The following is a 25,516-nucleotide window of genomic DNA, read 5'->3' on the forward strand; positions in this document are numbered from 1 at the left end:
TCAGGAAGACATCTGCCACAACCACAACAATGCAGGCATCAGGGAGCATCCTCATGAGCAGCACCTCTTGCGGCCAAAGCGCCGGGCAATTGGAAACACGCGGCATCGAACCGGTCCCCGAAAGCGAGTGCAACGGCCATCCGCTGCAACTGTTCTGGGTGTGGTTTGCCGCCAACATCAGCATCCTGGGTTTGCCGCTGGGGGCGACGCTGGTGGCGTTTCGTGGCCTGGCGATCTGGCAGGCGATCATCGTGGCGATCCTCGGCGCCGCCGGTTCCTTTGCAGTGGTGGGCATCATCTCCATTGCCGGTCGTCGTGGCCGTGCGCCGAGCCTGACCTTGTCTCGCGCCATTTTCGGCGTGCGCGGCAATATCGGTCCTACGCTGGTCTCGCTGATGTCGCGCCTGGGCTGGGAAACGGTCAACACCACCACGGCGGCGTTCGTGTTGCTGTCGCTGTGTTCGATCCTCTTCGGGTCAGCGGTAGAGGCGAAAAGCGCACCGCTGCTGACGTTGATCTTTATCGGTATTTTCGTGCTGCTGACCCTGGCCGTTTCCGGCCTGGGCCATGCCACGTTGCTGGTGATCCAGAAGTGGGCCACCTATGTGTTCGGTGCGTTGAATATCCTGGTAGGCGGCTTCCTCTGCGCCACCATCGACTGGAGCGCCGTGTTCAACGCCACACCGGCCCCGCTCAGCGCGATGATCATCGGCATCGGCACCATGGCCGCCGGCACCGGTATTGGATGGGCCAACGCCGGCGCCGATATGTCGCGCTACCAGCATCGCAGCGTCAAGGCCGCGCGCCTGGTGGCGTCCGCCGCGTTCGGTGCGGGCATTCCGCTGGTGCTGCTGATCACCCTCGGCGGCCTGCTGTCGGTGGGTAACAACGACTTGGCCTCGGCCACCGACCCGATTATTGCGATTCGCGACATGCTGCCCACCTGGATGGCCGTGCCGTACCTGATCACCGCGTTCGGCGGGCTGTTGCTGTCCAATAACCTGTCGGTGTATTCGGCCGGGCTCACCACCTTGACCCTCGGGTTGAAGGTCAAGCGCGTACATGCGGTGATCGTCGACATTGTCGCGATCTTTGCCGGTTCGATCTACTTCATGCTGATCGCCGACAGTTTCTACGGCCCATTCATTACCTTCATCTCGTTGCTGGCGGTGCCGATCACCGCGTGGGTCGGAATTTTCGTGGTCGACCTGATCCACCGTCACCACTACAGCGCCAAAGACCTGCTGGACGTGAGCCCAAGCAGCGCCTATTGGTATCGCGGCGGTGTGGAATGGCGTGCCTTCGGCGCCTGGGCCGTGGCCATCGTGCTGGGGTTCAGTTTCACCACCATTGGCACCACGGCCGAGAACATCTGGTTTGCCGGCCCATTGTCCGACTCCTGGCTGGGCCATAACGGCTTGGGCTGGATCGTTACCTTCCTGCTGGCCGGCGGGGTTTATGCGGTGTTGGGTGGCGCGGCTGACCGTCGCCCAGTGCCGGTAGAAAGCCACAATGTCTAGATTGCTGCACACCGGCCAGGTCATCGTCGACTTGGTCATGGCCCTGGATACCTTGCCCGCGACCGGCGGTGATGTACTCGCCAAATCGGCCAGTTTCGAGGCCGGAGGTGGTTTCAACGTCATGGCCGCTGCCCGTCGCAACGGGTTGCCGGTGGTCTACCTGGGGCGTCATGGCAACGGGCGCTTTGGTGACCTGGCACGCGCGGCGATGCAGGCCGAGGGTATCGACATGGCCCTTGCCACAAGCCCTGACAAGGATACCGGCCTGTGTGTGTCGCTGACCGAAGCCACCACCGAGCGCACCTTCATTTCCCACCTCGGCGCCGAGGGCGAACTCAGCGCCCAGGACTTGGCTGACGTGGTACCGCGTGCTGACGACTATATCTATGTCAGCGGCTACAGCCTGCTGCTTGAGGGCAAGGCCCAACCCTTGCTCGACTGGCTGCTGGCATTGCCACGAAACACTGTGGTGGTGTTCGACCCAGGCCCGTTGGTCAAGGCGCCGGGTTCGGCCTTGATGCGCAGGCTGTTGCCGCGTATCGACATCTGGACCAGCAACGGGCCGGAAGCGCTGGCGTTTACCGGTGCGTCGGATATCAACGCAGCGCTGCCCGCGTTGAGCCGGCACCTGCCCGCCAACACGCTGCTGGTGGTGCGTGATGGACCCAATGGCTGTTGGGTCGGGCGCGTGGGGCACATTGAGCACGTGCAGGGCTTCAAGGTGCGTGCCGTGGACAGCAACGGCGCAGGCGATGCGCATGCCGGGGTGTTTATTGCGGGGTTGGCAAACGGTCTGGAACCCGCTGAAGCGGCACGCCGAGCGAATGCGGCGGCGGCGTTGGCGGTGACGCGCTGGGGGCCGGCTACCTCTCCCGGTACCGCTGAAGTTGACGCCTTGCTCGCCGAATAAACACGGGCAACCTGTGGGAGGGGCAAGCCCCCTCCCACATTTGGCTCTATGTTTAGCCGGCCTTTTTCAGCGCCGCGATCAGTTCATCCTTACGCATCGTCGAACGCCCCGGAATATTCTTGGCCCGCGCTTCCTTCATCAGGCTTTCCTTGGTTTGCGTCCCCAGCGAAGCACCGCTACTACGCGAATGACCCTTCCGGCTGGCGGCCGCTCGTTTGGCCGATTCCTCTCGGTCCTGGGCCTTCTTCGCCGGGGCCTTGCGCTGGCCCGAGCCCCCGGCCTTTTCGCCACCGCCGGACTGCTTGTTGACGGTAGCCCAGGCACGGGCTTCGGCTTCTTCCTTGGACACGCCCTTGTGCTCGTAACTGTCTTCGATATGAGCGGCTTTGCGCTTCTGTTCGGCGGTGTATTTGGCTTTGCTTCCACGAGGCATCGCGATACTCCTTCTGGCCCTCGGTAACCGGGCCAGGCCAGGCAAAATAGATTACTGAGTGAGTTCACCGTCGAGCTTGCGCGCTTCGTCCACGCCCGATGCGGTCAGCTTGATGGGCAGGTTCAACGAATATTCGCCGGCGTCGTCGGTGGTGACATGACCATCCCTGATAAAACCGCGGTCTTGCAGGCCGGCCAACACGCCGGCCACTTCCTTTTCGCCACGGTAGTTGTCCAGCAGCTCCTTGCCCAGGCCCTGGGGGTGGGCGTGCAACAGGCGGGTGAGCACTTCTTTTTCGAGGTTTCTATCAACGTTCATGCATACCTCTTCACTGGGAAATGATCAGGTGTCGGTGTTGCGTGCGAAGGCTCAAGGCGCCGGTTGTTTCGGCGTGCCTGGCACGTTGGAATCGTCACCTTTGTTGACGCCGGGCTGATTGATTCCGGGGCCCATCTTGCCGTTGCCTACGCCCGCAGGTGCTTGGCGTTGCGGGTCGTCACCTCGGGTGCGTGGGTCGGTGCCGTTGTCGATGATCGCGCCGCCGTTGGTGTCGAGGCCGGTGCCCATGGACTTTTGCGAATCGGTGGTGGCGTCCGGGGTCGGGTCGGTCGGGCCGGTGGTCGAGCCGGCGGCAAATGCGCTCAGCGAAGCGGCGGACAGCAGGCCGGTGAGGGCGAGGGCAGCAAACTTGGTCGTGTTCATGAGGATGTCTCCATAGGGTTATTGTCCTTACCCTTTATTGGTCAGTCCTCGTTTTGCGTTGGTGCCTGGGTGGCGACGAACGGTATCAGCCCAGCTGCAAGATTTTCTCTGCTGTCGCCCTGCGCCACGCCAGCCGCGCCACGCTGATCAACCAATTGCCGGCAGCCACTGTCAGCACGCTGAGCATCAGCGCGGGCAAGCCGAAGTCAACGATGATCCAGCCCGCCAGCCATGGGAAACCGAACACACCGACGAAGTAGGCGAGGCTGAACAACAGCAAGGCCTGGGGCGTAGTGCCAACGGGTGCCTCGTTGGCCACCTGGCCATTGATCACCGAATACGTCAGGCCATAGCCGACCCCCAGGGTCACGGCCGCGAACAGGTAACTGGCATTCCCGCTCACGCCAAAGGTGAACAGCAGGATAGCCCCCAGCATCAGCCCGGACAGCGCACAGGCGGCCACATAGGCATCGCGCTTGACCACGTAGCCGGCGATCAACAGGCGGCTGGCAATCGCCGCACTCACGAAACCTGCGAAGAACAGCGAGTAATCCAGCCCGTGGGCCGCCGCATAGCTGGTCTGGAACGAAGACAACCCGCCAAACACACACCCTCCGAGGCCGACCATGACGATGGCAAATACCGCCCGCGAAGACAGCACGCGGCGGCAAGCTGCCCAGGAAATTTTCGACACCGGCGCCGTGGTGTGGCGTTTGAGCGCGGTGCCCAATCGCCAGAACACCAGCACCCCGAGCAGGCTGGCCAGGGCGGCAATGTAGAAAGCGCTGGTCAACGGCAGGCCCAGGGCATTCGCGGCCCGGCCCAGCAACGGTCCCGAGCCGATGCCGCTCATCATGCTGCCCGACAGCAGAGCGAAATATCTGGCGCGTTGTTGCGGCTCCACCAGCATCGCCACGATGATCGGCCCCAAGGTATAGAACACGCCCCAGCCCAGCCCGAGGGACAAGCCGAACAGCATCAAGCCCTCGCCAAAACCCGGCGCCAGCGCAAAACCCAGGCACGCCACCACCAGCAACCCACCCATGCCCGCAATCGCCCGCGCCGCGCCCCAGGCATCCGCCAGATGCCCGCAAAGCAGCACCGCCACGAAGGTACTGAGCATCGCCGTGGAGATCACACTGCCCGCGTCGTGCTCGTTGCCGCCGCGCGCATGAATCAGCAACGACAATAGGAACGTCGAGCCGTAGGACAGCGACAACAGGAAACTGGCAAGGCAAAACAGCGCGAACAGCTTCGTGCTCACCGGGGACGTGGACTGCATGGGGCCGCCTGGAGGTGATTGGAGTGATGCGCCACTGTTTACCACGCACACCGTCCGGGTTTGTTCTGTGGTTAGTGGTGCTTGCATTGCTTCAGGCCGGAGTAACCCGGCAACCCGCGAAATTGCACTGCAATCAGTCATCAAAGCGCCTTAGTATGTGTGCTTTGAAATTGCCCAAGGCTTGCCCATGACCATCGAGATTCGCCCTGCGGTGCCCAGCGATGCTGCGCAGATCCTGACGTTCATCACTGAACTTGCCGAGTACGAAAAGGCTCGGCATGAAGTGATCGCCAGCGTGGCGGACATTCAGCGCAGCTTGTTCGGCGAAGGCGCCACCGCCCATGGCCTGATCTGCTTGCGCGATGGCTTGCCGATTGGCTTTGCGGTGTTCTTTTTCAGTTACTCCACGTGGCTGGGCAGCAATTGCCTGTACCTGGAAGACCTCTATATCAACCCCGAGCAACGCGGCGGCGGAGCGGGCAAGAAGTTACTGCGCCACCTGGCCAAGATTGCGTTTGATAACGGTTGCGCGCGTTTCGAGTGGAGCGTGCTGGACTGGAACGAGCCGGCGATTGCCTTCTACAAATCCATCGGCGCCCAGCCCCAGGAGGAGTGGGTGCGCTACCGCATGGAAGGCGACGCGCTGCGCGACTTTGCCCTCGGCTGATGGAGTTTTGGTGCTTGGAAAAACCGGCCCTTGAAGCGCCGGTTTTTTTATTAATTTGCTCACAATATGGGATGCAAATTTATATATTGAGATGTTTCTGGGTCTGGGTTTATAGTCGGCGGCATCAGCACTCACTACCAAAAATAAAACAGGTGAAGCGATGCAGGCACAACCGTTGTCACTCCCCGCCGTGCCCGAGCCCACTTACGGCGAGCGGCTCAAAGGCAAGGTGGTGATCATCACCGGCGCCGCCCAGGGCATTGGCGAGGCGATCGTCGCGTGTTTCCAGGCCCAGCAGGCGCGCCTGGTCATCGCGGATATCCAGAGCGAAAAAGTCGAGCGCGTCGCCGCCCATTGGCGCGAGCGTGGCGCCGAGATTGACGCGCAAGCGGTCGACATCACCTCCAAGGAGCAATGGCAGGCGCTGGTCGATACGGCCATTGCGCGCTTCGGTAGGGTGGATGTGCTGGTCAACTGCGCCGGCGTCAACGTGTTCCGCGACCCGTTGCAAATGACCGACGAAGACTGGCGCCGCTGCTTTGCCATCGACCTCGACGGCGCCTGGTTCGGCTGCCGCGCGGTGCTGCCGCACATGATCGAGCAGGGCATCGGCAACATCATCAACATCGCCTCCACCCATTCCAGCCACATCATTCCCGGTTGCTTCCCGTACCCGGTGGCCAAGCACGGCCTGCTTGGCCTTACGCGCGCCCTCGGTATCGAGTACGCGCCCAAGGGCATTCGCGTCAACGCCATCGCTCCCGGCTATATCGAAACCCAGCTCAACGTCGACTATTGGAACGGTTTCCCCGACCCCCATGCCGAGCGTCAGCGCGCCTTCGACCTGCACCCGCCCAAGCGCATCGGCCAACCGGTCGAGGTGGCCATGACGGCGTTGTTCCTGGCCACCGATGAAGCGCCTTTTATCAATGCCACCTGCCTGATGATCGATGGCGGGCGGTCTGTGATGTACCACGACTAGTCCTTGAAACGCTCAATAACAAGAAGAGGTGCTCCATGCTTGGCAAAAACAGGTTCAAGAAGACACTCGGTGCCCTGGCACTGGCGATGGCGTTCAGCGGCGTTGTATCGGCTGAAGAAGTGAAGATCGGTTTTCTGGTCAAGCAGGCCGAGGAGCCGTGGTTCCAGACCGAATGGGCCTTTGCCGAAAAAGCCGCCCAGGACAAGGGTTTCAAACTCATCAAGATCGCCGTGCCCGACGGTGAGAAAACCCTTTCGGCCATCGACAGCCTGGCGGCCAACGGCGCCAAGGGCTTTGTGATCTGCCCGCCGGACGTGTCCCTGGGCCCGGCCATCGTGGCCAAGGCCAAGCTCAACGACATGAAAGTGATCGCCGTGGATGACCGCTTCGTCGATGCCAAGGGCAATTTCATGGAAGACGTGCCGTACCTGGGCATGGCCGCCTTCGAAGTGGGCCAGAAGCAGGGCGCCGCGATGGCCGCCGAAGCGAAAAAACGCGGGTGGGACTGGAAGGAGACCTATGCCGTGGTCAACACCTTCAATGAACTCGACACTGGCAAGAAGCGCACCGACGGTTCGATCAAATCCCTGGAAGAGGCCGGCATTCCCAAGGACCACATCCTCACCGCCCCGCTGAAAACCCTCGACGTTCCCGGCAGCATGGACGCCACCAACTCGGCCCTGGTCAAACTGCCCCGTGGCGCGAAAAACCTGATCATCGGCGGCATGAACGACAACACCGTGCTCGGTGGCGTGCGCGCCACTGAAAGCGCCGGTTTTGCCGCCGCCAACGTGATCGGCATCGGTATCAACGGCACCGACGCCATCGGCGAACTGAAGAAAGCCAACAGCGGCTTCTTCGGCTCGATGCTGCCAAGCCCGCACATCGAAGGCTATAAAACGGCCGAGATGATGTACGAGTGGGTGACCAAAGGCACCGAGCCGCCGAAGTACACCGCCATGGACGAAGTGACGTTGATCACCCGCGAGAACTTCAAGGAAGAACTGACCAAAATCGGGCTGTGGAAATGACTGCTGCGGCCCTGCGGTTTGACGGTATCGGCAAAACCTTTCCCGGGGTCAAGGCGCTCGACGGCATCTGTTTCACCGCCCACCCGGGGCAGGTACATGCCTTGATGGGCGAAAACGGCGCCGGCAAGTCGACGCTGCTGAAGATATTGGGCGGTGCCTATATCCCCAGCAGCGGCACGCTGCAGATCGGCGATCAGACCATGGCCTTCAAATGCGCCGCCGACAGCATCGCCAGCGGCGTGGCGGTGATCCACCAGGAGTTGCACCTGGTGCCGGAAATGAGCGTGGCCGAGAACCTGTTCCTGGGGCATTTGCCGACGCGTTTGGGCGTGGTCAACCGCGGCCAGCTGCGCAAGCAGGCTCTGGCCTGCCTCAAGGGCCTGGCCGATGAAATCGACCCGGACGAGAAGCTCGGGCGTTTGTCCCTCGGCCAGCGCCAGTTGGTGGAAATCGCCAAGGCGCTGTCCCGTGGCGCCCATGTGATTGCCTTCGATGAACCCACCAGCAGCCTCTCGGCGCGCGAGATCGACCGCTTGATGGCGATCATCACGCGCCTGCGCGACGAGGGCAAAGTGGTGCTGTATGTGTCGCACCGCATGGAGGAAGTCTTCCGCATCTGCAACGCGGTGACGGTGTTCAAGGACGGCCGCTACGTGCGCACCTTCGATGACATGAGCACGCTGACCCACGACCAGTTGGTGACCTGCATGGTCGGTCGCGACATTCAGGATATCTACGACTACCGCCCGCGCGAGCATGGCGAGGTAGCGCTCAAGGTCGACGGCTTGCTCGGTCCTGGCCTGCGTGAGCCGGTGAGTTTCGCGGTGCGCAAAGGCGAGATCCTTGGCCTGTTCGGGCTGGTGGGGGCAGGGCGCACCGAGTTGTTCCGCCTGCTCAGCGGCCTGGAACGCGCGAGTGCCGGCAGCCTGCAACTGTGCGGCGAAAAACTGCAGTTGCGCTCGCCTCGCGACGCCATTGCCGCCGGTGTCTTGCTGTGCCCGGAAGACCGTAAAAAGGAAGGCATCATTCCGCTGTCGAGCGTGGCCGAGAACATCAACATCAGTGCGCGGGGCGCCCATTCCACCTTCGGCTGGCTGCTGCGCGACGGTTGGGAGAAGGGCAACGCCGAGCATCAAATCAAGGCCATGAAGGTCAAGACCCCGAACGCCGCGCAGAAAATCATGTACCTCTCCGGCGGCAACCAGCAGAAGGCCATTCTCGGCCGCTGGCTGTCGATGCCGATGAAAGTGCTGCTGCTCGACGAACCGACGCGGGGCATCGATATCGGCGCCAAGGCCGAGATCTACCAGATCATTCACAACCTCGCAGCCCAAGGCATCGCGGTGATCGTGGTGTCCAGCGACCTGATGGAAGTCATGGGCATTTCCGACCGCATCCTGGTGCTGTGCGAAGGCGCCATGCGCGGCGAACAACTGCGCGCGCACGCCACTGAATCCAACCTGCTGCAGCTGGCCTTGCCGCGCCGCGTGACGAACTGAGAGAAGACCATGACCACTCAAAACAACGCGTTGCCAACCGCACGCAAACCCCTGGATATGCGCGCGCTGCTCGACAACTGGGCGATGCTGCTGGCGGCGGTGGGCATTTTTGTGCTGTGCGCCTTGCTGATCGATAACTTCCTTTCGCCGCTGAACATGCGCGGGCTGGGCCTGGCGGTGTCCACCGTGGGCATCGCGGCGTGCACCATGCTGTTTTGCCTGGCATCGGGGCATTTCGACTTGTCGGTGGGCTCGGTGATCGCCTGCGCCGGCGTGGTCGCGGCCATTGTCATGCGCGATACCGACAGCGTCATGCTCGGCATCGGCGCGGCGCTGGGGATGGGCCTGATCGTCGGGTTGATCAACGGCATCGTCATTGCCAAGCTGCGGGTCAATGCGCTGATCACCACCCTGGCGACCATGCAGATCGTGCGCGGCCTGGCTTACATTTTTGCCGACGGCAAGGCAGTGGGCGTGTCCCAGGACCAGTTCTTCATCTTCGGCAACGGCCAGTTGTTCGGCGTGCCGGTGCCGATCCTGATCACCATCCTGTGCTTCCTGTTCTTCGGTTGGCTGCTCAACTACACGACCTACGGGCGCAACACCATGGCCATCGGCGGCAACCCGGAAGCAGCATTGCTGGCGGGGGTCAACGTTGATCGCACCAAGATCCTGATCTTTGCTATGCACGGTCTGATCGGCGCGCTGGCCGGGGTGATCCTCGCGTCGCGCATGACCTCGGGCCAGCCGATGATCGGCCAGGGCTTCGAGCTGACGGTGATCTCGGCGTGCGTGCTAGGCGGTGTGTCGTTGAGCGGCGGGGTCGGCATGATCCGCCATGTGATTGCCGGGGTACTGATCCTGGCGATCATCGAGAACGCGATGAACCTGAAGAACATCGACACGTTCTATCAGTACGTGATCCGTGGTTCGATCCTGTTGCTGGCGGTGGTCATCGACCGTATGAAACAACGTTGAAAACCGGTCTGTAGAACACAGAGGATCAAATGTGGGAGGGGCGGTGCGACGATTCGACTTGCTCCCGATGGCAGAGTGTCAGCTTGCACATTTTTCCCTGACCCACCGCCATCGGGAGCAAGCCCCCTCCACATTTGGATCTCCACTGTATTGATATTCAGCATTTGCCATAATGGCGCCGTTTTCGTACTTCCCAATAGGCCCGATATGCAGGAACCCCCCCACACCCCCGTCAAAGACGCCGTTCCCACCGGCACCCAGACCCTGCTGCGTGGCCTGGGCGTGGTGCAAGCGGTGGCGGCCGGTGCGCGGGATCTGAAAGAGATCGCCAAGCGCATCGGCACCACCCGCAGCACCACCCACCGCCTGGCCAGTTGCCTGGTGGAGGAGCGTTACCTGCGCGTGGTGCCGCAAGTCGGTTACCTGCTGGGGCCGAAGTTGATCGAGCTGGGGTTCCAGGCTCGCGAAGAATTGCCCTTGGTGACCCTGGCGGTGCCCTACCTGGATGAGTTGTCCGCGCTGACCGGCGATACCATCCACCTGGCCATTCGCGAATACGACGACGTGCTGTACCTGCACAAGAACCCCGGCCGCAACGGCCCGGAGATGCGTTCGCGGGTCGGCCACCGCATGCCGTTGGCACGCACGGGCGTGGGCAAGGCGATGTTGCTGGATGACTCGGTACAGGAGTGGCAACGCTTATACGAAACCAGCTTGCCGGCGGGTGGGAAAAACCTGCAATGGCCGCAGCACCCGGAACAGTCCTGGGCGCAGTTCGAGCAGCGCATGCATGAATATGTGTTGGGCGGTTATGCGTTCGATCTGGAAGACAACGAACCGTCGATCCGTTGCGTCGCGGCACCGGTGCGCGATGCCAGCCGGCGAATCGTCGCCGGCATCAGCATCGCCAGTACCGTGCCCTACATGCCGCTGGAGAAAATGGCCGAGCTGATCCCTGTGATCAAACAGGTTGCAGCGCGGCTTTCCGCGCAGTTGGGCGCGAAGGTTTGATCAGGCTTTCAAGGTTGCCATGTCGATAACAAAGCGGTACTTCACGTCACCGGCGATCATGCGGGCGTAGGCCTCGTTGATCTGGCGGATGTCGAGCATTTCGATGTCGCAGGTGATGCCATGCTCTGCGCAGAAATCCAGGACTTCCTGGGTTTCGGCAATGCCGCCGATCAGCGAGCCGGCCAGCACTTTACGCCCCAGCACCAGTTTGGCGGCGTTGACGGGCGGGTCCACCGGCTCGATCAAACCGACCAGAATATGCACGCCATCAAAGCGCAGCACATCGAGGTAGGGGTTCAGGTCGTGCTGCACCGGGATGGTGTCCAGTAGGAAGTCGAAGTGCCCGGCGGCGGCTTTCATCTGTTCGGCATCGGTGGACACGATCACGTGGTCGGCGCCCTGGCGGCGACCTTCTTCGGCCTTGCTCGCCGAGCGGGTGAACAGCGTGACTTCGGCACCCATGGCCTTGGCGAACTTGATGCCCATGTGGCCCAGGCCGCCCATGCCCAGGATCCCCACCTTGTCGCCAGCCTTGACGCCGTAATGCTTGAGCGGCGAATAAGTGGTGATGCCCGCGCACAGGATCGGCGCGGCGCTGGCCAGGTCGAGCGTGGCCGGGATTTTCACCACGAAGTGCTCGCTGACCACGATGCTGTCGGAGTAACCGCCCATGGTGTTGCTGCCGTCCACGCGGTCGGGGGTGGCGTAGGTCATGGTCGGGCCTTCGAGGCAATATTGCTCGAGGTCCGCTTGGCAGGCGTCGCAGTGGCGGCATGAATCGACCATGCAGCCTACGCCGACCAGGTCGCCGACTTTATGGGCGGTGACGCTGGCACCGACGGCGGTAACTTTGCCGACGATCTCATGACCGGGCATCAGCGGGTACACGGCGATGCCCCACTCGTTGCGTGCCTGATGGATGTCGGAGTGGCAGACGCCGCAATAGAGGATCTCGATGGCCACGTCATCGGCGCGCGGGCTGCGGCGTTCAAACGACATGGGGGCGAGGGGCGTGGTGGCCGATTGGGCGGCATAGCCGATGGCGGTGTACATGGAAAACCTCGCAAAAGCGTTGGAAAGTGAGGTGGGCCATTCTCCGTGCCGACCTTGTGGGCGGCCATGGCGATTGCTCCGAGTCTCATGCCTATTCGTCCGGCAGTGCCCTCTGTTTGGATTTATGTACCGTCAGACCTGCGATGATGCTCGCATCTCTTTTTCACGAAGTTTTTTGCCATGTTGTTGACCCGCCATCTCGACGCCAATGCCACGCTGGTTTCCTTGATCGAGGGGCTCACGTCCCGCGACGGTTTCTCCCCGACCCACCTGCCCGGCGTAAAGGTATTGCGCGCCAGTTGCGACGTGGCGCGCGGGCCGCAGATCTATGAGCCGAGCCTGATGTTCGTGGCGCAGGGCAGCAAAGTCGCGTACCTGGGCCCGCGGACGCTGGAGTATGGCGCCGGGCATTACCTGATCCAGGCCATGCCGGTGCCGTTCGAGTGCGAGACCTTCGCCATGGCGCCGGGTGCGCCATTATTGGGGGTGACGGTGGGTATCGACCGCGTAGTGCTGGGTGAGTTGGTCATGGCCATGGGCATGCAGGCCGGGCCACCGCCGACGGCGCAGACGCTGGCGTCGATGAGCTCCGTGGTGCTTGATGATGCGATGCGCGGTTGCGTCGAGCGGCTGCTGCAGTGCCTGCACGATCCGCTGGAAAGCCGGATCATCGGCCCGTCGCGAGTGCGCGAATTATTGTTCACGGCGTTGCGCGGGCCCCAGGCCGATGTGTTGCGCGCGCTGGTGGAGCAACAGGGGCAATTTTCGCGAATCGCCACCTCGTTGAACCACCTGCACGCGCATTTCGCCGAGCCGCTGAACATCGAGACATTGGCCGGGTATGCGCATATGAGCGCTTCGACCTTTCATGAGCACTTCAAGCGCTGCACCTTGCTGTCGCCGGTGCAATATCTGAAGCGCCTGCGCTTGCTCAAGGCCCAGCAGTTGCTGCTGGTGGACGGCATGAGTGTGGCGCAGGCGGCGCACAGCGTGGGGTACCAGAGCACGTCGCAGTTCAGTCGCGAATACAAGCGCTACTTCGAGCGCAACCCCGGCGAGGAGCGCGCGGCCTAGTAGTAACGGCGCGGGTCGGTTTCGATCAGGCTGGCCAGTTTGGTCAGGGCAAAGCGCAATTCGTTGCGGCTGGTGGGCGACATCAGCACCAGTCGCACGCAGCGTGTCATTTCAGAGCGTTCGGCCTGGAACTGCGTGCCACTAAGTACCAGCACGCCATTGGCCCGAGCCAGCATGGTGAACTCGTCGCTGGTCCATGGCTCCGGCAATGTCAGCCACACATGGTAGGCGTAGGGCTGGGTCTTGAGCTCGAACCTGGCGAAGATCTCGCGGGCAATCGCTTGCCGGCCGGCCGCCTCGTTGCGGTGGATGCGGATCAGTTTTTGGTCCATGCCTTCGGTGATCACATTGCTGGCCAGTTGCGCGGTCAGGGGTGATGGCATCCAGACGCTGCTACGCACCATCGAGCTGAGCCGCGACAGCAATTTTGGCGGGCTGTGCAGGTAGCCGATACGCAATGCGGGCATCACCGACTTCGACAGGCTGGTGAGGTACACCGAGCGGTCCGGGGCAAACGCCGAAAGGGGTTTGATGGACGGGTCGGTGGCAAGAAAGCCGTAGATGTCGTCGTCGAGGATGATGAAGTCGAACTCTTCGGCCAACGCTGCGATTTGCGCCCGACGTTGTTGCGACATGATCGCCGCCGTCGGGTTCTGGCAGGTCGCGACGCACACCAGCATCGCCGGTTTTTCCCGCAGGCACAGTTCGCGCAGCGCCTCGGGAATGATGCCTTCGTCATCCATCGGCACGCCACGCAGGCGGCGTTCAAGGCCATGGGCCAGGGAAATGATGCCGGGGTAGCACAGTGCCTCGCAGAGCACCAGGTCGCCGGCGTTGGTCAGGGCGCTCATCGCCACCATCAAGCCATGCTGCGCGCCGGCGGTGATGATCACCTGCTGCCACTGTGCCTCGGGCAATGAATGCCGTAGCCACTGTGCTCCCGCCTCGCGATGCGCCGGGTGACCGCCGTCCGGGGCGTAGTCCAGGGCGCCCGCGAAATCGGTGCTCCTGGCCAGGCTCACCAATGCGTCGCGCAGCCAGTGTTCCAGGGTTTCGCTGCCGGGCTTGATGATCGACAGGTCGAGCAGTTCCGGCTGCCCCAGATTCAGCGCCGCCGGGCTGTTGCTCGCCGCCGGCCCCGGTGGGTTCTGAGTGAGCACAAACGTACCGCGGCCCACTTCCCCCTGCACCAGGCCCCGGCGCTGCGCTTCGCTGTACGCGCGGCTGATAGTGCCCGGCGTGACATCCAGGGCCGTGGCCAGCTCCCGCAGGGTCGGCAGGCGATCGCCTTTGTTCAACACGCCGTTGCTGATATCGCGTGCCAATGCGTCGGCAATCGCCAAATACACCGGCTGGTTGAACTCGCTTAGCTGGGGAACCCACATGAATGATCACTGCCCTTCGTAGAAATGATGAAGCGTTGAGCATATCACAGGGATATTGGATGCCTGATCAGATGAGCTAATCGCTTTATTGATTCGATTGATTCGATAATTTTATGGCTGATTGCTTTTATTGTAGAGGGTGTATTTTAGTATTTTATTTAGTAATCAAAGGGTTGTATTCAAGTCGTTGAGGAGATGCGCTGGTGATCGCAAAAAATATCGAGTGATAATTGAGTTGCTTATTGAATCAACTCAATTTAATCAAATACACTCGCCTCGAATCGAGTCAATCGAATCGATCATCCCCCTGGTCACTGCGCGACGCTGCCGCGCCAAGTCGAGACATCATGGACACACTCAGAAAGGATCTATCCCTGTCAGCCGTGATTGCGGGTTTTATCGCCGTGATCATTTCGTATGCCGGTCCCTTGATCATCGTGTTTCAGGCGGCTAAGGAAGCGCACCTGCCCAATGACGAGGTGTCATCGTGGATCTGGGCAATTTCCATTGGCAGCGGGATTACCGGCCTGTTTTTGAGCTGGCGCCTGCGGGTGCCGGTAATCACCGCGTGGTCGACGCCGGGAGCGGCGTTGCTGGTCTCGATGCTGCCCACGGTGACTCTGCCCCAGGCCATCGGCGCGTACGTGGTTGCGTCAGTGATTATTGCCGTGGTGGGTTTGTCTGGCGCGTTCGACAAGCTGATGAGTCGCCTGCCCAAAGCCATCGCCGCCGCCATGCTCGCCGGCATCCTGTTCCGCTTCGGTGCCGAGCTGTTCACCTCGATCAAGCTGCAACCGGCGCTGGTGCTGGCGATGATCGCGACTTACCTGGTGTTCAAGCGTTTCTCGCCACGTTACGCCATCCTGTCCGTGCTGATTATCGGCTGCGCGGTCGCTGCCTCGTTTGGTGAACTCAACAGCGGGGCAATGACTATCGCCGTCGCCCAGCCGGTGTTTATCGCGCCGCAGTGGAGCTGGCACGCCATCATTAATATCGGCTTGCCGCTGGCGCTGGTGACCCTGACCGGTCAGTACGTGCCGGGCATGGCGGTATTGCGCACTTCGGGCTACCACACGCCGGCGCGCTCAATCATTTCGGTGACGGCGATCGGCTCGATCCTGATGGCACCGTTCGGCTCCCATGGTTTGAATCTGGCAGCGATTACCGCCGCCATCTGCACCGGCCGCGAAGCCCATGAAGACCGCGACAAGCGCTACATCGCCGGGATCGCCTGCGGGGTGTTCTACATCCTGATGGGCATCTTTGGCGCGACCCTGGCTTCGGTATTTTCTGCCTTGCCCAAAGAGCTGATTGCCTCCCTGGCGGGCCTGGCACTGTTCGGCGCAATCAGCACCGGGTTGACAGGCGCCATGGCCGACGAGAAACAACGCGAAGCGGCGCTGATTACCTTTCTGGTCACCGCTTCGGGCATGAGCTACCTGGGGCTGGCCGCTGCGTTCTGGGGCTTGATCTTCGGCCTCGTCGCGCACTGTGTGCTGAGTTACACCCGGCAAAGCAAAGCCGCCGCTGTCGCCGAGGGCAGCCGACCATGAGGCACGGGTTGAGCGCTTGAGCGGGTACAAAAAAAGCCAACGCTTGAGGCGTTGGCTTTCAGGTGTGGCGAAATGCGTTGTGAGGAGCCGCGTTACATATTCGGGTAAGTCGGCCCACCTGCGCCTTCCGGTGTAACCCAGGTGATGTTCTGCGAAGGGTCCTTGATGTCACAGGTCTTGCAGTGCACGCAGTTCTGGGCGTTGATCTGGAAGCGCTTCTCGCCGTCTTCCTGGGTGATCACTTCATACACGCCGGCCGGGCAGTAACGCTGTGCCGGTTCATCGTAGAGCGGCAGGTTGGTGCCGATCGGGATGCTCGGGTCTTTCAACTTCAAGTGGCACGGCTGTTCTTCTTCGTGGTTGGTACCGGAAATGAACACCGAACTCAGCTTGTCGAAGCTCAGCTTGCCGTCGGGCTTGGGGTAGTCGATCTTCGTGCTGTCTTTGGCCAGCTTCAGGCAGGCGTAGTCCGGCTTGGTGTCGTGCAGGGTAAACGGCATTTTGCCGCCGAGGATGTTCTGGTCGAACCAGTTGAAGCCGGCGCCGAGGATTGGGCCGAACTTGTGCATCGCCGGGCCGAAGTTGCGGGTGGCGAACAGTTCTTCGTAGAGCCAGCTGGCTTTGAAACCGTCGACGTAGTTGGTCAGTTCATCGCCGCCTTCGGATTCGGCGAACAGGCGCTCGGCCACGGCGTCGGCGGCGAGCATGCCGGACTTCATGGCGGTATGGCTGCCCTTGATCTTGGCCACGTTCATGGTGCCCAGGTCGCAACCGATCAGGGCGCCGCCCTTGAAGACCATCTTCGGCAACGAGTTGATGCCGCCTTTGGCCAGGGCGCGGGCGCCGTAGCTGATGCGCTTGCCACCTTCGAGGTACTGGTCCAGCACCGGGTGATGCTTGAGGCGCTGGAACTCATCGAACGGCGACAGGAAGGCGTTGCTGTAGGACAGGTCGACGATCAGGCCGACGACCACCTGGTTGTTTTCCAAGTGGTAGAGGAACGAGCCGCCGGTGTTCTCGTTGCTCATGATGTCCAGCGGCCAACCGGCGGTGTGTACCACCAGGCCGGGTTGGTGCTTGGCCGGGTCGATTTCCCAGATTTCCTTGAGGCCGATGCCGTAGTGCTGGGCGTCGGCGTCGCTGTCCAGGTTGAAGCGCTTGATCAGTTGCTTGCCGATGTGGCCACGGCAACCTTCGGCGAACAGCGTGTACTTGCCACGCAGCTCCATGCCTGGGGTGTAGACGCCTTCTTTCGGGTGGCCTTCACGGTCGACGCCGAGGTCGCCGGTGATGATCCCGCGGACCACGCCGTTTTCGTCGAACAGCGCTTCCTGGGCGGCGAAGCCTGGGTAGACTTCAACGCCCAGGTTTTCGGCCTGTTGGGCCAGCCAGCGGCACAGGTTGCCGAGGGAGATGATGTAGTTGCCTTCGTTGTGCATGGTCTTGGGCACGAAGAAGTCAGGCACCTTGGTGGAGGCCTCGCTGCTGCGCAGTACATAGATGTCATCGCGCACCACGGGGGTATTGAGCGGGGCGCCGAGGGCTTTCCAGTCCGGGAACAGTTCGTTCAGGGCGCGAGGTTCAAACACGGCACCGGAGAGGATGTGTGCGCCGACCTCGGAGCCTTTCTCGACCACGCAGACGCTGATTTCCTTACCGGCTTCGGCGGCCTTCTGCTTCAGTCGGCAGGCGGCGGACAGGCCCGCCGGGCCGGCGCCGACGATGACCACGTCGAATTCCATGTATTCGCGTTCCACAGGCTATCTCCTACTCAAGGCTCAACAGGCTTTTTTTCTAATGGGTGGAGGTTCGGTGTGGTCCTGCGGCAACGGCGGGACCCACCTTTCTCTCTAGGTGGCGCATTATATATAGACCACTGTCAGCGTCCAATACAAACGTTTGTTTGAATTGCCCGCAGGCTAGGTAAATCAAAGCAACGCGGCTTATGACTGGCTATTTTGCTGTATTGACCAGAATAGGCGTTCCGGTCAATATACGGTCGGTTTTGCGCTTACCGTAGGCAGACAGCAGGTTTCAAGAGCACGTCCAAAAGCGAAACAGGTGACGCGCGCCTACCCACCGGGGCGCAGTTTACACGCCGCGATAAAGAATGACCTCTCAGTCACCACTGACGAACGGTCATCGTTTCCCGTGAGCAAGGTCATTTGCCTGGGTTTTTGGAGGTGCCCTTGTGTGCCGATGAGCATCAACCGCCAGGTTCGCCTAGGCGATTTTCTTTTCACCGGAGAGTAACGAGGAATCCATGAAGGTTCTTGTAGCTGTCAAACGCGTTGTCGATTACAACGTGAAAGTTCGCGTCAAGGCGGACAATTCCGGCGTCGATCTTGCTAACGTCAAGATGTCGATGAACCCATTCTGTGAAATCGCCGTGGAAGAAGCCGTACGCCTGAAAGAGAAAGGCGTTGCGACTGAAATCGTCGTGGTTTCCATCGGTCCTGCCACTGCTCAAGAGCAGCTGCGTACCGCCCTGGCGCTGGGTGCCGACCGTGCCATCCTCGTCGAATCCGCTGAAGAGCTGACCTCCCTGGCCGTGGCCAAGCTGCTCAAGGCGGTTGTCGACAAGGAGCAGCCTTCGCTGGTGATCCTGGGCAAACAAGCCATCGACAGCGACAACAACCAGACTGGCCAGATGCTGGCTGCACTGACCGGTTACGGCCAGGGTACTTTCGCATCCAAAGTGGAAGTGAGCGGCGACAAGGTTGCCGTGACCCGCGAAATCGACGGCGGCGCGCAGACGGTTTCCCTGAAACTGCCGGCCATCGTCACCACCGACCTGCGTTTGAACGAGCCGCGCTACGCGTCCCTGCCAAACATCATGAAAGCCAAGAAGAAGCCTCTCGAAGTGCTGACTCCGGATGCTTTGGGCGTTTCCACCGCCTCCACCAACAAGACCGTCAAAGTCGAAGCGCCGGCTGCACGCAGCGCCGGCATCAAGGTCAAGTCGGTGGCTGAACTGGTCGAGAAACTGAAAAACGAAGCGAAGGTGATCTGATCATGGCTATCCTCGTAATCGCCGAACACGACAACAAGGTGCTGGCCCCGGCCACCCTGAACACCGTGGCCGCTGCCGCTAAAATTGGTGGCGACATCCACGTACTGGTAGCAGGTCAAGGCGCTGGCGCCGTGGCTGAAGCCGCTGCGAAAATCGCCGGTGTGAGCAAGGTCCTGAACGCTGACAATGCTGCTTACGCGCATCAGTTGCCGGAAAACGTTGCCCCGCTGGTTGCAGAGCTGGGCGCCGGCTACAGCCACATCCTGGCCGCCGCTACTTCCAACGGCAAAAACATCCTGCCACGCGTTGCTGCGCAGCTGGACGTTGACCAGATCTCCGAGATCATCTCGGTCGAAAGCGCCGACACCTTCAAGCGCCCGATCTACGCGGGTAACGCCATTGCCACCGTGCAATCGAGCGCTGCCATCAAAGTCATCACCGTGCGCGCCACCGGTTTCGACCCGGTTGCCGCCGAAGGTGGTTCGGCTGCCGTTGAGGCCGTCGCCGCTGCCCATGACGCCGGTACTTCCAGCTTTGTTGGCGAAGAGCTGGCCAAGTCGGATCGCCCTGAGCTGACCGCTGCCAAGATCGTCGTTTCGGGCGGGCGTGGCATGCAGAACGGTGACAACTTCAAGCACCTGTACGCCCTGGCCGACAAGCTCGGCGCTGCGGTCGGCGCTTCCCGCGCGGCCGTCGACGCAGGTTTCGTACCCAACGACATGCAGGTCGGCCAGACCGGCAAGATCGTCGCGCCACAGCTGTACATCGCGGTCGGTATCTCTGGCGCGATCCAGCACTTGGCCGGTATGAAAGACTCCAAAGTGATCGTTGCGATCAACAAGGACGAAGAAGCACCGATCTTCCAGGTGGCCGATTACGGCCTGGTCGCGGACTTGTTCGAAGCCGTACCGGAGTTGGAGAAGCTGGTCTAATCCAGCCGCTTCACTTATAAAGAGCCCGGTCTTATGACCGGGTTTTTTTTGCCCGGTCTTTTGTGAACCTCGGAGAAACCGCCATGGAACTGCGCCCCTGGGCCTTACTGCTGGGCCTGTCGCTGTTGCCGGGCCTGGCGCTGGCCGCCGGCAAATGTGAGCGCCTGGTGATCACCGGCAGCCCGGACACCCCCCCTTTGCTCTGGCGTGATCCCCAGGACCCCACCCACCTGATCGGTGCCACCGCCGATGTGTTGCAGCAGGTAACGAAAGACCTGGGTGTGAAAATCGACCTGCTCTACGGTGGCAATCGTTCGATGGCGCTGGATGAAGTACGCAGCGGGCGCATGGATATTTTTGCCGATGCGCCGTTGAACCACGCGCAACTGGGCAACTTCGACTACATCCACCCGGCCCTGGTGCAGACCGACTATAGGGTCTGGACGCGTACGGATTCGGCACTGGTATATGCCAGCGCTACCGACCTGCAGGGTTTCAAGGGGGCGGCCTCGGAGCGTGCCCGCTTGAGCCAGGGATTCGAAACCCTGGCCCAGCACCTTACCCTGCAACGATTCCCGAGCTTGACCCCCGCCTTCCAAAAACTGCTGCTGGGCGAGGTGGACTACGTACTCGCCGGGCGCTATTCCGGCATGGCCATGGCCCAGACGCTGGGCATGAGCAATGACTTGATTGCCCGCGATACGCCTGTCGATCAGGCCGGCCTGCACCTGGCAATTTCCCACAACTCGGCCTGCAATGATCCGTGGTTGCGCGGACAGCTTGCCAAAAAGATGACAGAATTGCCCGGGTCTGGTGTGACGGAAGCCGCGCTGCAGCGCAACCTCGAGCGCTGGAAGGCGCAATTGCAACAACCCGTCGGCACCCCAACACAGTAGGGATTTTTAGTGACTCTTCGACCTTTTTTCGCGGCCCTCGCCGTTGTTGTAGCCCTGGCGGGATGTGCAGCCGATCCTGCGCCGAATGAACAGATTCGCCTCACCCAGCAGGCCCTGGAACAGGCCAACGCCGTCGGTGCCAGTGCCGATGAATCGCCTGACCTGAAACTGGCCGAAGACAAATTCGCCCAGGCCAAGGCCGACATGGCCGACCAGTCCTACAAGGATGCGCGTATGCGGGCCGAACAGGCCGAGCTGGACGCACGCCTTGCCGAAGCCCAAGTGCTGACCCGCAAAAGCCAGGAACAACTCAACGTGCTCAACACCCGCATCACGCGCCTGCGCAAGCAATTGCAGCTGGGAGAAGCCCAATGAGCCCGATCATGCGTGGTATGAGCTGTGCCGTGTTGCTGGGCAGTGCGGTACTGGGCGGTTGTGCCAGCCATCCCAATGGCGAGCAAGCCTTGCAACAGGCCGGCAATGATTTCCAGAAGGTCAAGGAAGACGCGAATGTGCTGCGCATCGCGCCCAAGGACGTGATTCGCGCCGGTGAATCCCTGGCGCGCGCCGATCGTTTGTCCAGCTATTGGGGCAGCGGCACGGACGTGGTGCATTACGCCTACCTGAGCCAGCGCTACAGCGCCATAGCCCGCGAACACACCGAGCAGGCGCTAAACGAAGAACGCGCCGCCAAGCTCGAACTGGAACGCCAGCGCCTGCAATTGGCCCTGCGTGAAAACAAGCTGATCAGCGTGCAACAGCAGGGCAAATGGCTTGAAGAACAGATCGCCAGCCTGACCACCACTCAGACCGACCGCGGCCTGGTGATGACCCTGGGCGACGTGCTGTTCGACACGGGCGAAGCGGAGCTGAAAAACTCGGCCAACCGCACCGTGTTGAAAATTGTGCAGTTCCTGCAACTGAACCCCAAGCGCGTGGTGCGCATCGAGGGCTACGCCGACAACACCGGCGGCCAACAGGAAAACCTCAGACTGTCGCGTGACCGCGCGCAGTCGGTGGCCGATGTGCTGGTGGACCTGGGGATCGACGAAAAACGCATCCAGGTCGAAGGCTATGGCGACCAGTATCCGGTGGAGGCCAATGCGTCCGAACGGGGCAGGGCGCAAAATCGCCGGGTGGAGATAGTATTCTCGGACGAAAAAGGCCAACTCGGCGCCGCCCGTTAAATGTGGGAGGGGGGCTTGCTCCCGATAGCGGTGGGTCAGTTGAACATCTATGACTGATTCACCGCTATCGGGAGCAAGTCGAATCGTCGCACCGTCCCTCCCACTTTTTGTTCGATGTACACCTGAAACGTCGTGTATCCCGTTTACAGTTTTTACTGTCACTCCCGCCCGCGCTCGACTATTGTGGCAACTGTCCCCGTACACTTTTAAACTGTGCCGGTATGTTTCACACAAAAATAAATACCCGTGAAATCGAGTGCTGCGTCATGACCAATCTGCTGCTTTATCAACGTATCGCCCAGCAACTGGCTGAGGATATCCGGCGCGGTGTCTATCAGCCGGGCGAGCGCGTGCCTTCGGTGCGCAAGATGAGCTCCCAACTCAATGTGAGTCATGCCACGGTATTGCAGGCCTATGCCAACCTGGAAGACCAGGGGCTGATCCGCGCGCGACCGCAGTCCGGCTACTACGTGCATCAGACGCCGGCGCTCACTGCGCCGACACCGGATATCGCACGGGTCGAACGCCCCGGGTTGGTCACCCGCAGCAGCATCATTCAACAGGTATTGGGCGAGTCGCGCCGTGAAGGGGTATTCCCGTTGGGCGCCGCCGTGCCGAGTGTCGACTACTTGCCGGTCCGCGCGTTGCACCAGCAACTGGCCAAGGTCACACGGTTCCAGAGCCCGCGGGCATTCAGCTACATGTTCAGCCCCGGTTTCGAGCCGCTGCGACGCCAAGTGGCGATCCGCATGCGCGATGCCGGCGTAGTGGTGGACCCTTCCGAAGTCGTGATCACCCACGGCTGTGTCGATGCGTTGCAGATGTCGCTGCGGGTGCTGACCCGTCCCGGCGATCTGATCGCAGCGGAATCACCGACCTATTATGGTTTGCTGCAACTGGCCGATCTGCTAGGCCTCAAGGTCATCGAGATCCCCAGCGATCCGTCCACCGGCATGAGCCTTGAAGCCTTGCAGTTGGCGGCCAATCAATGGTCGATCAAAGCGTTGGTACTGACCACGCGCCTGAGTAACCCGTTGGGTGGCACCATGCCCGAGGAGCGGCAGAAACAGCTGCTGCGCCTGGCATCGGATTTCGATATCCAGATCGTCGAGGATGATATCTACGGCGAACTGATGTTCGAGCTGGGCCGCACCAAAGCCCTCAAAGCCTATGACCGCCTGGATCGGGTGATCTATTGCTCAAGCTTCTCCAAGACATTGTCGCCGGGCGTGCGGATCGGCTGGATGATTGCCGGCAAGTACCAGCAGGAAATCCAGCGTTTGCAGATGTTCAGCACCCATTCGGCGTGCAGCGTGACCCAGATGGGGGTCGCGGCCTACCTGGAGAACGGTGGCTACGATCGACACCTGCGCTACATTCGTCAGGAGTACCGCAAGAACCTCAGCGCGTTTCAACTGGCGGTGCAGCAATATTTCCCGGAGGGCACCCAGATGACTCGCCCGACCGGCGGTTTTATTTTGTGGGTCAGTTTGCCGGGCCGGGTCAATACCCAGGAACTGCATGTGCGCGCCCTGCAACAGGGCATCAGCATTGCGCCGGGGTTGATCTTCAGCAATACCGAGCAGTTCAACCACTGTATTCGGCTTAACTGCGGCACACCCTGGAACCGCGAGGCAGAGCGCGCGCTGATGACCCTGGGGATGCTGGCCAGCCAGTTATGCCAGGAAACCGCAGCGGGTTTTTGAGCCGTAAAAAGAGGGCAACTCCGATAGCTGGCGAGTCACCGCGCTTGTCATGCCGCGCACAACAAGCGAGCATATGGCCCTCTGCCGTTAATGCTGTAGGCGATATGACCTGTATTTTTCGCACTGCTATGGTGATTGGCCTGTTAAGCCTGTGTAACGTCAGCACCGTGCTGGCGGCATCACCCGTGACTGAAAACAAGCCTGCTGCCAGCAGCGAACAGAAGCCCTCCGCAAAAAAAACCACGCCAACCCAGCAAGCACCTGCGGCGAAGAAAAAAGCCGCAGCCGCTAAAAAGCGGGCGTCGGCGAAAAAGTCCAAGTCAGCCCAGGAAGTGGCACAGACCCAGCTGCCACCGGCGCAGTTGGACCTGTCCCTGCCTTCGGACATGGTCCGGCACCTGCAGCCGCTAGGCACCATGCCCAAGCCCAAGAGCGTGCCGTTGCTGCCACCGATGTTCGGCGAGAAGCCCACTGACAACAGTGCCTTCCAGATCAACGGCCGTTTGCTCAGCAATGAAATGAAGCTGCAATTGCGCAACGAGGAACGCCGGGAGGTGGAAGGCGCCGCGTTGGAGTTTGAGTTCAAGCAGTAAACTTTCCCCCGTGCGTGACGCGAGTCATTGACCATCTGTCGCAGACCGGTCGGTCATGTTTGTTTTATGCGAAAAACCCGTGTTAGCCCATTTTAAAACGGCTGTTTAAGGGCGTACCCTAGCCCGGCCATCCCTATTGAGTCGTCGAGGACCTGCTGGTCATGAATTGCCGTGAAGGCTGTGGCGCCTGCTGCATTGCCCCCTCCATCAGTTCGCCGTTACCCGGAATGCCTAATGGCAAGCCCGCGGGCGAACGCTGCCTGCACCTGTCGGTCGAACAGCTGTGCCAACTGTTCGGGCAGCCGGAGCGCCCGGCGGTGTGCAGTGATTTCAAGGCGGATATCGATGTGTGCGGCACCGACCAGGCCGATGCGATCCGGTTGATCGGCTGGTGGGAGCAGATGACGGCGGCTTGATGGGCTTTACTCTCGGAACGTCAACAATAAGGAATACAACAATGGGTTCGCTGAAACGAATGGCGGTGCTGTGCGGTTTTACGCTGTTGTGTGCTGCCACTGCACAAGCTGAAGACTGGCAGGTCGCCAAGGACGAAGAGGGGATCAAGGTGTCCCTGAGCGAAGTGGCGGGTTCCAAATACAAGGCCTATCGCGGTGTAACCGTGATCAAGGCGCCCGTGGCCAAGATCGTTGCGCTGCAAGAAGATGTCGCCGGTGCCTGTTCCTGGATCCACGAATGCAAATCCCAGAAGCTGGTAGATAAAAAAGGCGACGAGGCCTGGACCTACACGCAGTTCAACGCCCCATTCCCGGTGACCGATCGTGATTCCTATATTCATGTCACCACCATCAAAAACGCCGATGGCAGCGTAACCCGCAAGCTTGAGGGCGTGCCGACCTACAAGCCGGACGAAAAAGGTTATGTGCGTGTCGCCCAGGTCGAGGGTTTCTGGAAGCTGGTGCCCAAAGGCGACAACCAGACCGAAGTGACTTACCAGGTCCACACCGAGCCAGGCGGCAGCGTGCCGTCGTGGCTGGCGAACAAATTCGTGGTGGATGCCCCGTTCAACACGTTGAAAGCCTTGAAAGACCACGCTGAAAAATAAGCGCGGTTGATCCGGTGCCTCAGGCCTTGAGCGGAACGTTTAGCGC

The 25,516-nt window shown here is 61.1% G+C and carries 26 protein-coding genes; 19 read left to right on the forward strand and 7 right to left on the reverse strand.

Going from position 1 to position 25,516, the window contains the following annotated elements; genetic code table 11:
* Positions 1–53 precede the first annotated feature (53 nt).
* Together AB4O23_RS11095 and AB4O23_RS11100 are read left to right on the forward strand one after the other, a co-directional pair.
* Positions 54–1,520: a purine-cytosine permease family protein gene (locus tag AB4O23_RS11095; RefSeq protein WP_065876813.1), complete on the forward strand. Its 1,467-nt coding sequence runs from the start codon at positions 54–56 to the stop codon at positions 1,518–1,520.
* The gene (locus AB4O23_RS11100) at positions 1,513–2,430 is read left to right on the forward strand and encodes a PfkB family carbohydrate kinase (RefSeq protein ID WP_017529497.1); all 918 of its coding nucleotides are present in this window, start codon (positions 1,513–1,515) and stop codon (positions 2,428–2,430) included. The genes AB4O23_RS11095 and AB4O23_RS11100 overlap by 8 nt, the downstream gene beginning before the upstream one ends.
* 52 nt (positions 2,431–2,482) lie before the next feature.
* On the opposite strand, the gene AB4O23_RS11105 is transcribed toward AB4O23_RS11100, so the two are convergent.
* The 4 genes from AB4O23_RS11105 to AB4O23_RS11120 all read right to left on the reverse strand — a co-directional run bounded on the left by AB4O23_RS11105 (position 2,483) and on the right by AB4O23_RS11120 (position 4,847).
* Positions 2,483–2,863, reverse strand: coding sequence for a Rho termination factor N-terminal domain-containing protein (locus AB4O23_RS11105; RefSeq protein WP_017529498.1), 381 nt, complete (start codon positions 2,861–2,863; stop codon positions 2,483–2,485).
* Between the two features lie 51 nt (positions 2,864–2,914).
* Positions 2,915–3,181, reverse strand: a complete 267-nt coding sequence (locus AB4O23_RS11110) for a hypothetical protein (protein WP_017529499.1) — start codon at positions 3,179–3,181, stop codon at positions 2,915–2,917.
* Between the two features lie 51 nt (positions 3,182–3,232).
* Complete coding sequence (locus AB4O23_RS11115; RefSeq protein WP_017529500.1) at positions 3,233–3,565, reverse strand: hypothetical protein; 333 nt, start codon at positions 3,563–3,565, stop codon at positions 3,233–3,235.
* Between the two features lie 85 nt (positions 3,566–3,650).
* Entirely contained in the window at positions 3,651–4,847 is a 1,197-nt protein-coding gene (locus AB4O23_RS11120; RefSeq protein ID WP_017529501.1) for an MFS transporter, read from the reverse strand.
* 187 nt (positions 4,848–5,034) lie between these two features.
* Between AB4O23_RS11120 and AB4O23_RS11125 the strand changes: the two genes are divergently transcribed.
* From AB4O23_RS11125 to AB4O23_RS11150, 6 genes are all read left to right on the forward strand, one after another.
* The gene (locus tag AB4O23_RS11125) at positions 5,035–5,514 is read left to right on the forward strand and encodes a GNAT family N-acetyltransferase (protein ID WP_017529502.1); all 480 of its coding nucleotides are present in this window, start codon (positions 5,035–5,037) and stop codon (positions 5,512–5,514) included.
* A gap of 160 nt (positions 5,515–5,674) precedes the next feature.
* Positions 5,675–6,496, forward strand: coding sequence for an SDR family oxidoreductase (locus AB4O23_RS11130; RefSeq protein ID WP_065876811.1), 822 nt, complete (start codon positions 5,675–5,677; stop codon positions 6,494–6,496).
* An 86-nt stretch (positions 6,497–6,582) separates the two neighbouring features.
* Positions 6,583–7,527 carry a substrate-binding domain-containing protein gene (locus AB4O23_RS11135; RefSeq protein WP_225913341.1) on the forward strand — a complete coding sequence of 315 codons (945 nt, stop codon included), beginning with the start codon at positions 6,583–6,585 and terminating at the stop codon, positions 7,525–7,527.
* Positions 7,524–9,026, forward strand: coding sequence for an L-arabinose ABC transporter ATP-binding protein AraG (gene araG / locus AB4O23_RS11140; protein ID WP_460063180.1), 1,503 nt, complete (start codon positions 7,524–7,526; stop codon positions 9,024–9,026). The genes AB4O23_RS11135 and araG overlap by 4 nt, the downstream gene beginning before the upstream one ends.
* Positions 9,027–9,035: 9 nt before the next feature.
* A complete protein-coding gene (araH, locus tag AB4O23_RS11145) occupies positions 9,036–10,004 on the forward strand; it encodes an L-arabinose ABC transporter permease AraH (RefSeq protein WP_460063183.1) in 969 nt (322 codons plus the stop codon).
* Positions 10,005–10,211: 207 nt separating this feature from the next.
* Positions 10,212–11,015: an IclR family transcriptional regulator gene (locus AB4O23_RS11150; protein WP_460069811.1), complete on the forward strand. Its 804-nt coding sequence runs from the start codon at positions 10,212–10,214 to the stop codon at positions 11,013–11,015.
* Here the strand turns inward: AB4O23_RS11150 and AB4O23_RS11155 are convergent, their stop codons facing one another.
* The gene (locus AB4O23_RS11155) at positions 11,016–12,068 is read right to left on the reverse strand and encodes an NAD(P)-dependent alcohol dehydrogenase (protein ID WP_017527394.1); all 1,053 of its coding nucleotides are present in this window, start codon (positions 12,066–12,068) and stop codon (positions 11,016–11,018) included. It abuts the gene before it with no gap.
* 180 nt (positions 12,069–12,248) lie between these two features.
* Here AB4O23_RS11155 and AB4O23_RS11160 point away from each other — a divergent pair, with 180 nt between their 5' ends.
* The gene (locus tag AB4O23_RS11160; RefSeq protein WP_017527395.1) at positions 12,249–13,142 is read left to right on the forward strand and encodes an AraC family transcriptional regulator; all 894 of its coding nucleotides are present in this window, start codon (positions 12,249–12,251) and stop codon (positions 13,140–13,142) included.
* Here AB4O23_RS11160 and AB4O23_RS11165 read toward each other — a convergent pair.
* Positions 13,139–14,527 carry an aminotransferase-like domain-containing protein gene (locus AB4O23_RS11165; RefSeq protein ID WP_065878272.1) on the reverse strand — a complete coding sequence of 463 codons (1,389 nt, stop codon included), beginning with the start codon at positions 14,525–14,527 and terminating at the stop codon, positions 13,139–13,141. The genes AB4O23_RS11160 and AB4O23_RS11165 overlap by 4 nt on opposite strands.
* 347 nt (positions 14,528–14,874) lie before the next feature.
* On the opposite strand from AB4O23_RS11165, the gene AB4O23_RS11170 reads away from it, so the two are divergent.
* Positions 14,875–16,080, forward strand: a complete 1,206-nt coding sequence (locus AB4O23_RS11170; protein ID WP_017527397.1) for a benzoate/H(+) symporter BenE family transporter — start codon at positions 14,875–14,877, stop codon at positions 16,078–16,080.
* Between the two features lie 92 nt (positions 16,081–16,172).
* Here the strand turns inward: AB4O23_RS11170 and AB4O23_RS11175 are convergent, their stop codons facing one another.
* Positions 16,173–17,837, reverse strand: coding sequence for an electron transfer flavoprotein-ubiquinone oxidoreductase (locus AB4O23_RS11175; protein WP_460150481.1), 1,665 nt, complete (start codon positions 17,835–17,837; stop codon positions 16,173–16,175).
* Positions 17,838–18,343: 506 nt separating this feature from the next.
* Here AB4O23_RS11175 and AB4O23_RS11180 point away from each other — a divergent pair.
* The 9 genes from AB4O23_RS11180 (at position 18,344) to AB4O23_RS11220 (ending at position 25,470) form a co-directional block, all read left to right on the forward strand.
* Positions 18,344–19,093 (forward strand): electron transfer flavoprotein subunit beta/FixA family protein, encoded by a 750-nt coding sequence (locus AB4O23_RS11180; protein WP_017527399.1) that lies wholly within the window; start codon positions 18,344–18,346, stop codon positions 19,091–19,093.
* Positions 19,094–19,095: 2 nt separating this feature from the next.
* Entirely contained in the window at positions 19,096–20,025 is a 930-nt protein-coding gene (locus AB4O23_RS11185) for an electron transfer flavoprotein subunit alpha/FixB family protein (RefSeq protein ID WP_017527400.1), read from the forward strand.
* A gap of 83 nt (positions 20,026–20,108) precedes the next feature.
* Positions 20,109–20,921, forward strand: a complete 813-nt coding sequence (locus AB4O23_RS11190; protein ID WP_137219847.1) for a substrate-binding periplasmic protein — start codon at positions 20,109–20,111, stop codon at positions 20,919–20,921.
* Positions 20,922–20,930: 9 nt separating this feature from the next.
* The gene (locus AB4O23_RS11195) at positions 20,931–21,296 is read left to right on the forward strand and encodes a DUF4398 domain-containing protein (protein ID WP_017527402.1); all 366 of its coding nucleotides are present in this window, start codon (positions 20,931–20,933) and stop codon (positions 21,294–21,296) included.
* Positions 21,293–22,108: an OmpA family protein gene (locus AB4O23_RS11200; RefSeq protein ID WP_065878266.1), complete on the forward strand. Its 816-nt coding sequence runs from the start codon at positions 21,293–21,295 to the stop codon at positions 22,106–22,108. The genes AB4O23_RS11195 and AB4O23_RS11200 overlap by 4 nt, the downstream gene beginning before the upstream one ends.
* A gap of 266 nt (positions 22,109–22,374) precedes the next feature.
* Entirely contained in the window at positions 22,375–23,814 is a 1,440-nt protein-coding gene (locus AB4O23_RS11205; protein ID WP_017527404.1) for an aminotransferase-like domain-containing protein, read from the forward strand.
* A 104-nt stretch (positions 23,815–23,918) separates the two neighbouring features.
* Complete coding sequence (locus AB4O23_RS11210; RefSeq protein WP_068932221.1) at positions 23,919–24,407, forward strand: translation initiation factor 2; 489 nt, start codon at positions 23,919–23,921, stop codon at positions 24,405–24,407.
* Positions 24,408–24,568: 161 nt separating this feature from the next.
* Positions 24,569–24,823 (forward strand): YkgJ family cysteine cluster protein, encoded by a 255-nt coding sequence (locus AB4O23_RS11215; protein WP_017527406.1) that lies wholly within the window; start codon positions 24,569–24,571, stop codon positions 24,821–24,823.
* A 41-nt stretch (positions 24,824–24,864) separates the two neighbouring features.
* A complete protein-coding gene (locus AB4O23_RS11220) occupies positions 24,865–25,470 on the forward strand; it encodes an START domain-containing protein (protein ID WP_017527407.1) in 606 nt (201 codons plus the stop codon).
* Positions 25,471–25,516 lie beyond the last annotated feature (46 nt).

Source organism: Pseudomonas sp. H2_A10, assembly GCF_054680085.1.

Coding starts and splice junctions, on each gene's coding strand:
- AB4O23_RS11135 (WP_225913341.1), top strand. CDS start 6,583: ATGGCGTTCAGCGGCGTTGTATCGGCTGAAGAAGTGAAGATCGGTTTT.
- AB4O23_RS11115 (WP_017529500.1), bottom strand. CDS start 3,565: ATGAACACGACCAAGTTTGCTGCCCTCGCCCTCACCGGCCTGCTGTCC.
- AB4O23_RS11150 (WP_460069811.1), top strand. CDS start 10,212: ATGCAGGAACCCCCCCACACCCCCGTCAAAGACGCCGTTCCCACCGGC.
- AB4O23_RS11095 (WP_065876813.1), top strand. CDS start 54: ATGAGCAGCACCTCTTGCGGCCAAAGCGCCGGGCAATTGGAAACACGC.
- AB4O23_RS11190 (WP_137219847.1), top strand. CDS start 20,109: ATGGAACTGCGCCCCTGGGCCTTACTGCTGGGCCTGTCGCTGTTGCCG.
- AB4O23_RS11220 (WP_017527407.1), top strand. CDS start 24,865: ATGGGTTCGCTGAAACGAATGGCGGTGCTGTGCGGTTTTACGCTGTTG.
- AB4O23_RS11180 (WP_017527399.1), top strand. CDS start 18,344: ATGAAGGTTCTTGTAGCTGTCAAACGCGTTGTCGATTACAACGTGAAA.
- AB4O23_RS11200 (WP_065878266.1), top strand. CDS start 21,293: ATGAGCCCGATCATGCGTGGTATGAGCTGTGCCGTGTTGCTGGGCAGT.
- araG (WP_460063180.1), top strand. CDS start 7,524: ATGACTGCTGCGGCCCTGCGGTTTGACGGTATCGGCAAAACCTTTCCC.
- araH (WP_460063183.1), top strand. CDS start 9,036: ATGACCACTCAAAACAACGCGTTGCCAACCGCACGCAAACCCCTGGAT.
- AB4O23_RS11160 (WP_017527395.1), top strand. CDS start 12,249: ATGTTGTTGACCCGCCATCTCGACGCCAATGCCACGCTGGTTTCCTTG.
- AB4O23_RS11100 (WP_017529497.1), top strand. CDS start 1,513: ATGTCTAGATTGCTGCACACCGGCCAGGTCATCGTCGACTTGGTCATG.
- AB4O23_RS11215 (WP_017527406.1), top strand. CDS start 24,569: ATGAATTGCCGTGAAGGCTGTGGCGCCTGCTGCATTGCCCCCTCCATC.
- AB4O23_RS11110 (WP_017529499.1), bottom strand. CDS start 3,181: ATGAACGTTGATAGAAACCTCGAAAAAGAAGTGCTCACCCGCCTGTTG.
- AB4O23_RS11185 (WP_017527400.1), top strand. CDS start 19,096: ATGGCTATCCTCGTAATCGCCGAACACGACAACAAGGTGCTGGCCCCG.
- AB4O23_RS11125 (WP_017529502.1), top strand. CDS start 5,035: ATGACCATCGAGATTCGCCCTGCGGTGCCCAGCGATGCTGCGCAGATC.
- AB4O23_RS11170 (WP_017527397.1), top strand. CDS start 14,875: ATGGACACACTCAGAAAGGATCTATCCCTGTCAGCCGTGATTGCGGGT.
- AB4O23_RS11155 (WP_017527394.1), bottom strand. CDS start 12,068: ATGTACACCGCCATCGGCTATGCCGCCCAATCGGCCACCACGCCCCTC.
- AB4O23_RS11210 (WP_068932221.1), top strand. CDS start 23,919: ATGACCTGTATTTTTCGCACTGCTATGGTGATTGGCCTGTTAAGCCTG.
- AB4O23_RS11205 (WP_017527404.1), top strand. CDS start 22,375: ATGACCAATCTGCTGCTTTATCAACGTATCGCCCAGCAACTGGCTGAG.
- AB4O23_RS11105 (WP_017529498.1), bottom strand. CDS start 2,863: ATGCCTCGTGGAAGCAAAGCCAAATACACCGCCGAACAGAAGCGCAAA.
- AB4O23_RS11130 (WP_065876811.1), top strand. CDS start 5,675: ATGCAGGCACAACCGTTGTCACTCCCCGCCGTGCCCGAGCCCACTTAC.
- AB4O23_RS11165 (WP_065878272.1), bottom strand. CDS start 14,527: ATGTGGGTTCCCCAGCTAAGCGAGTTCAACCAGCCGGTGTATTTGGCG.
- AB4O23_RS11120 (WP_017529501.1), bottom strand. CDS start 4,847: ATGCAGTCCACGTCCCCGGTGAGCACGAAGCTGTTCGCGCTGTTTTGC.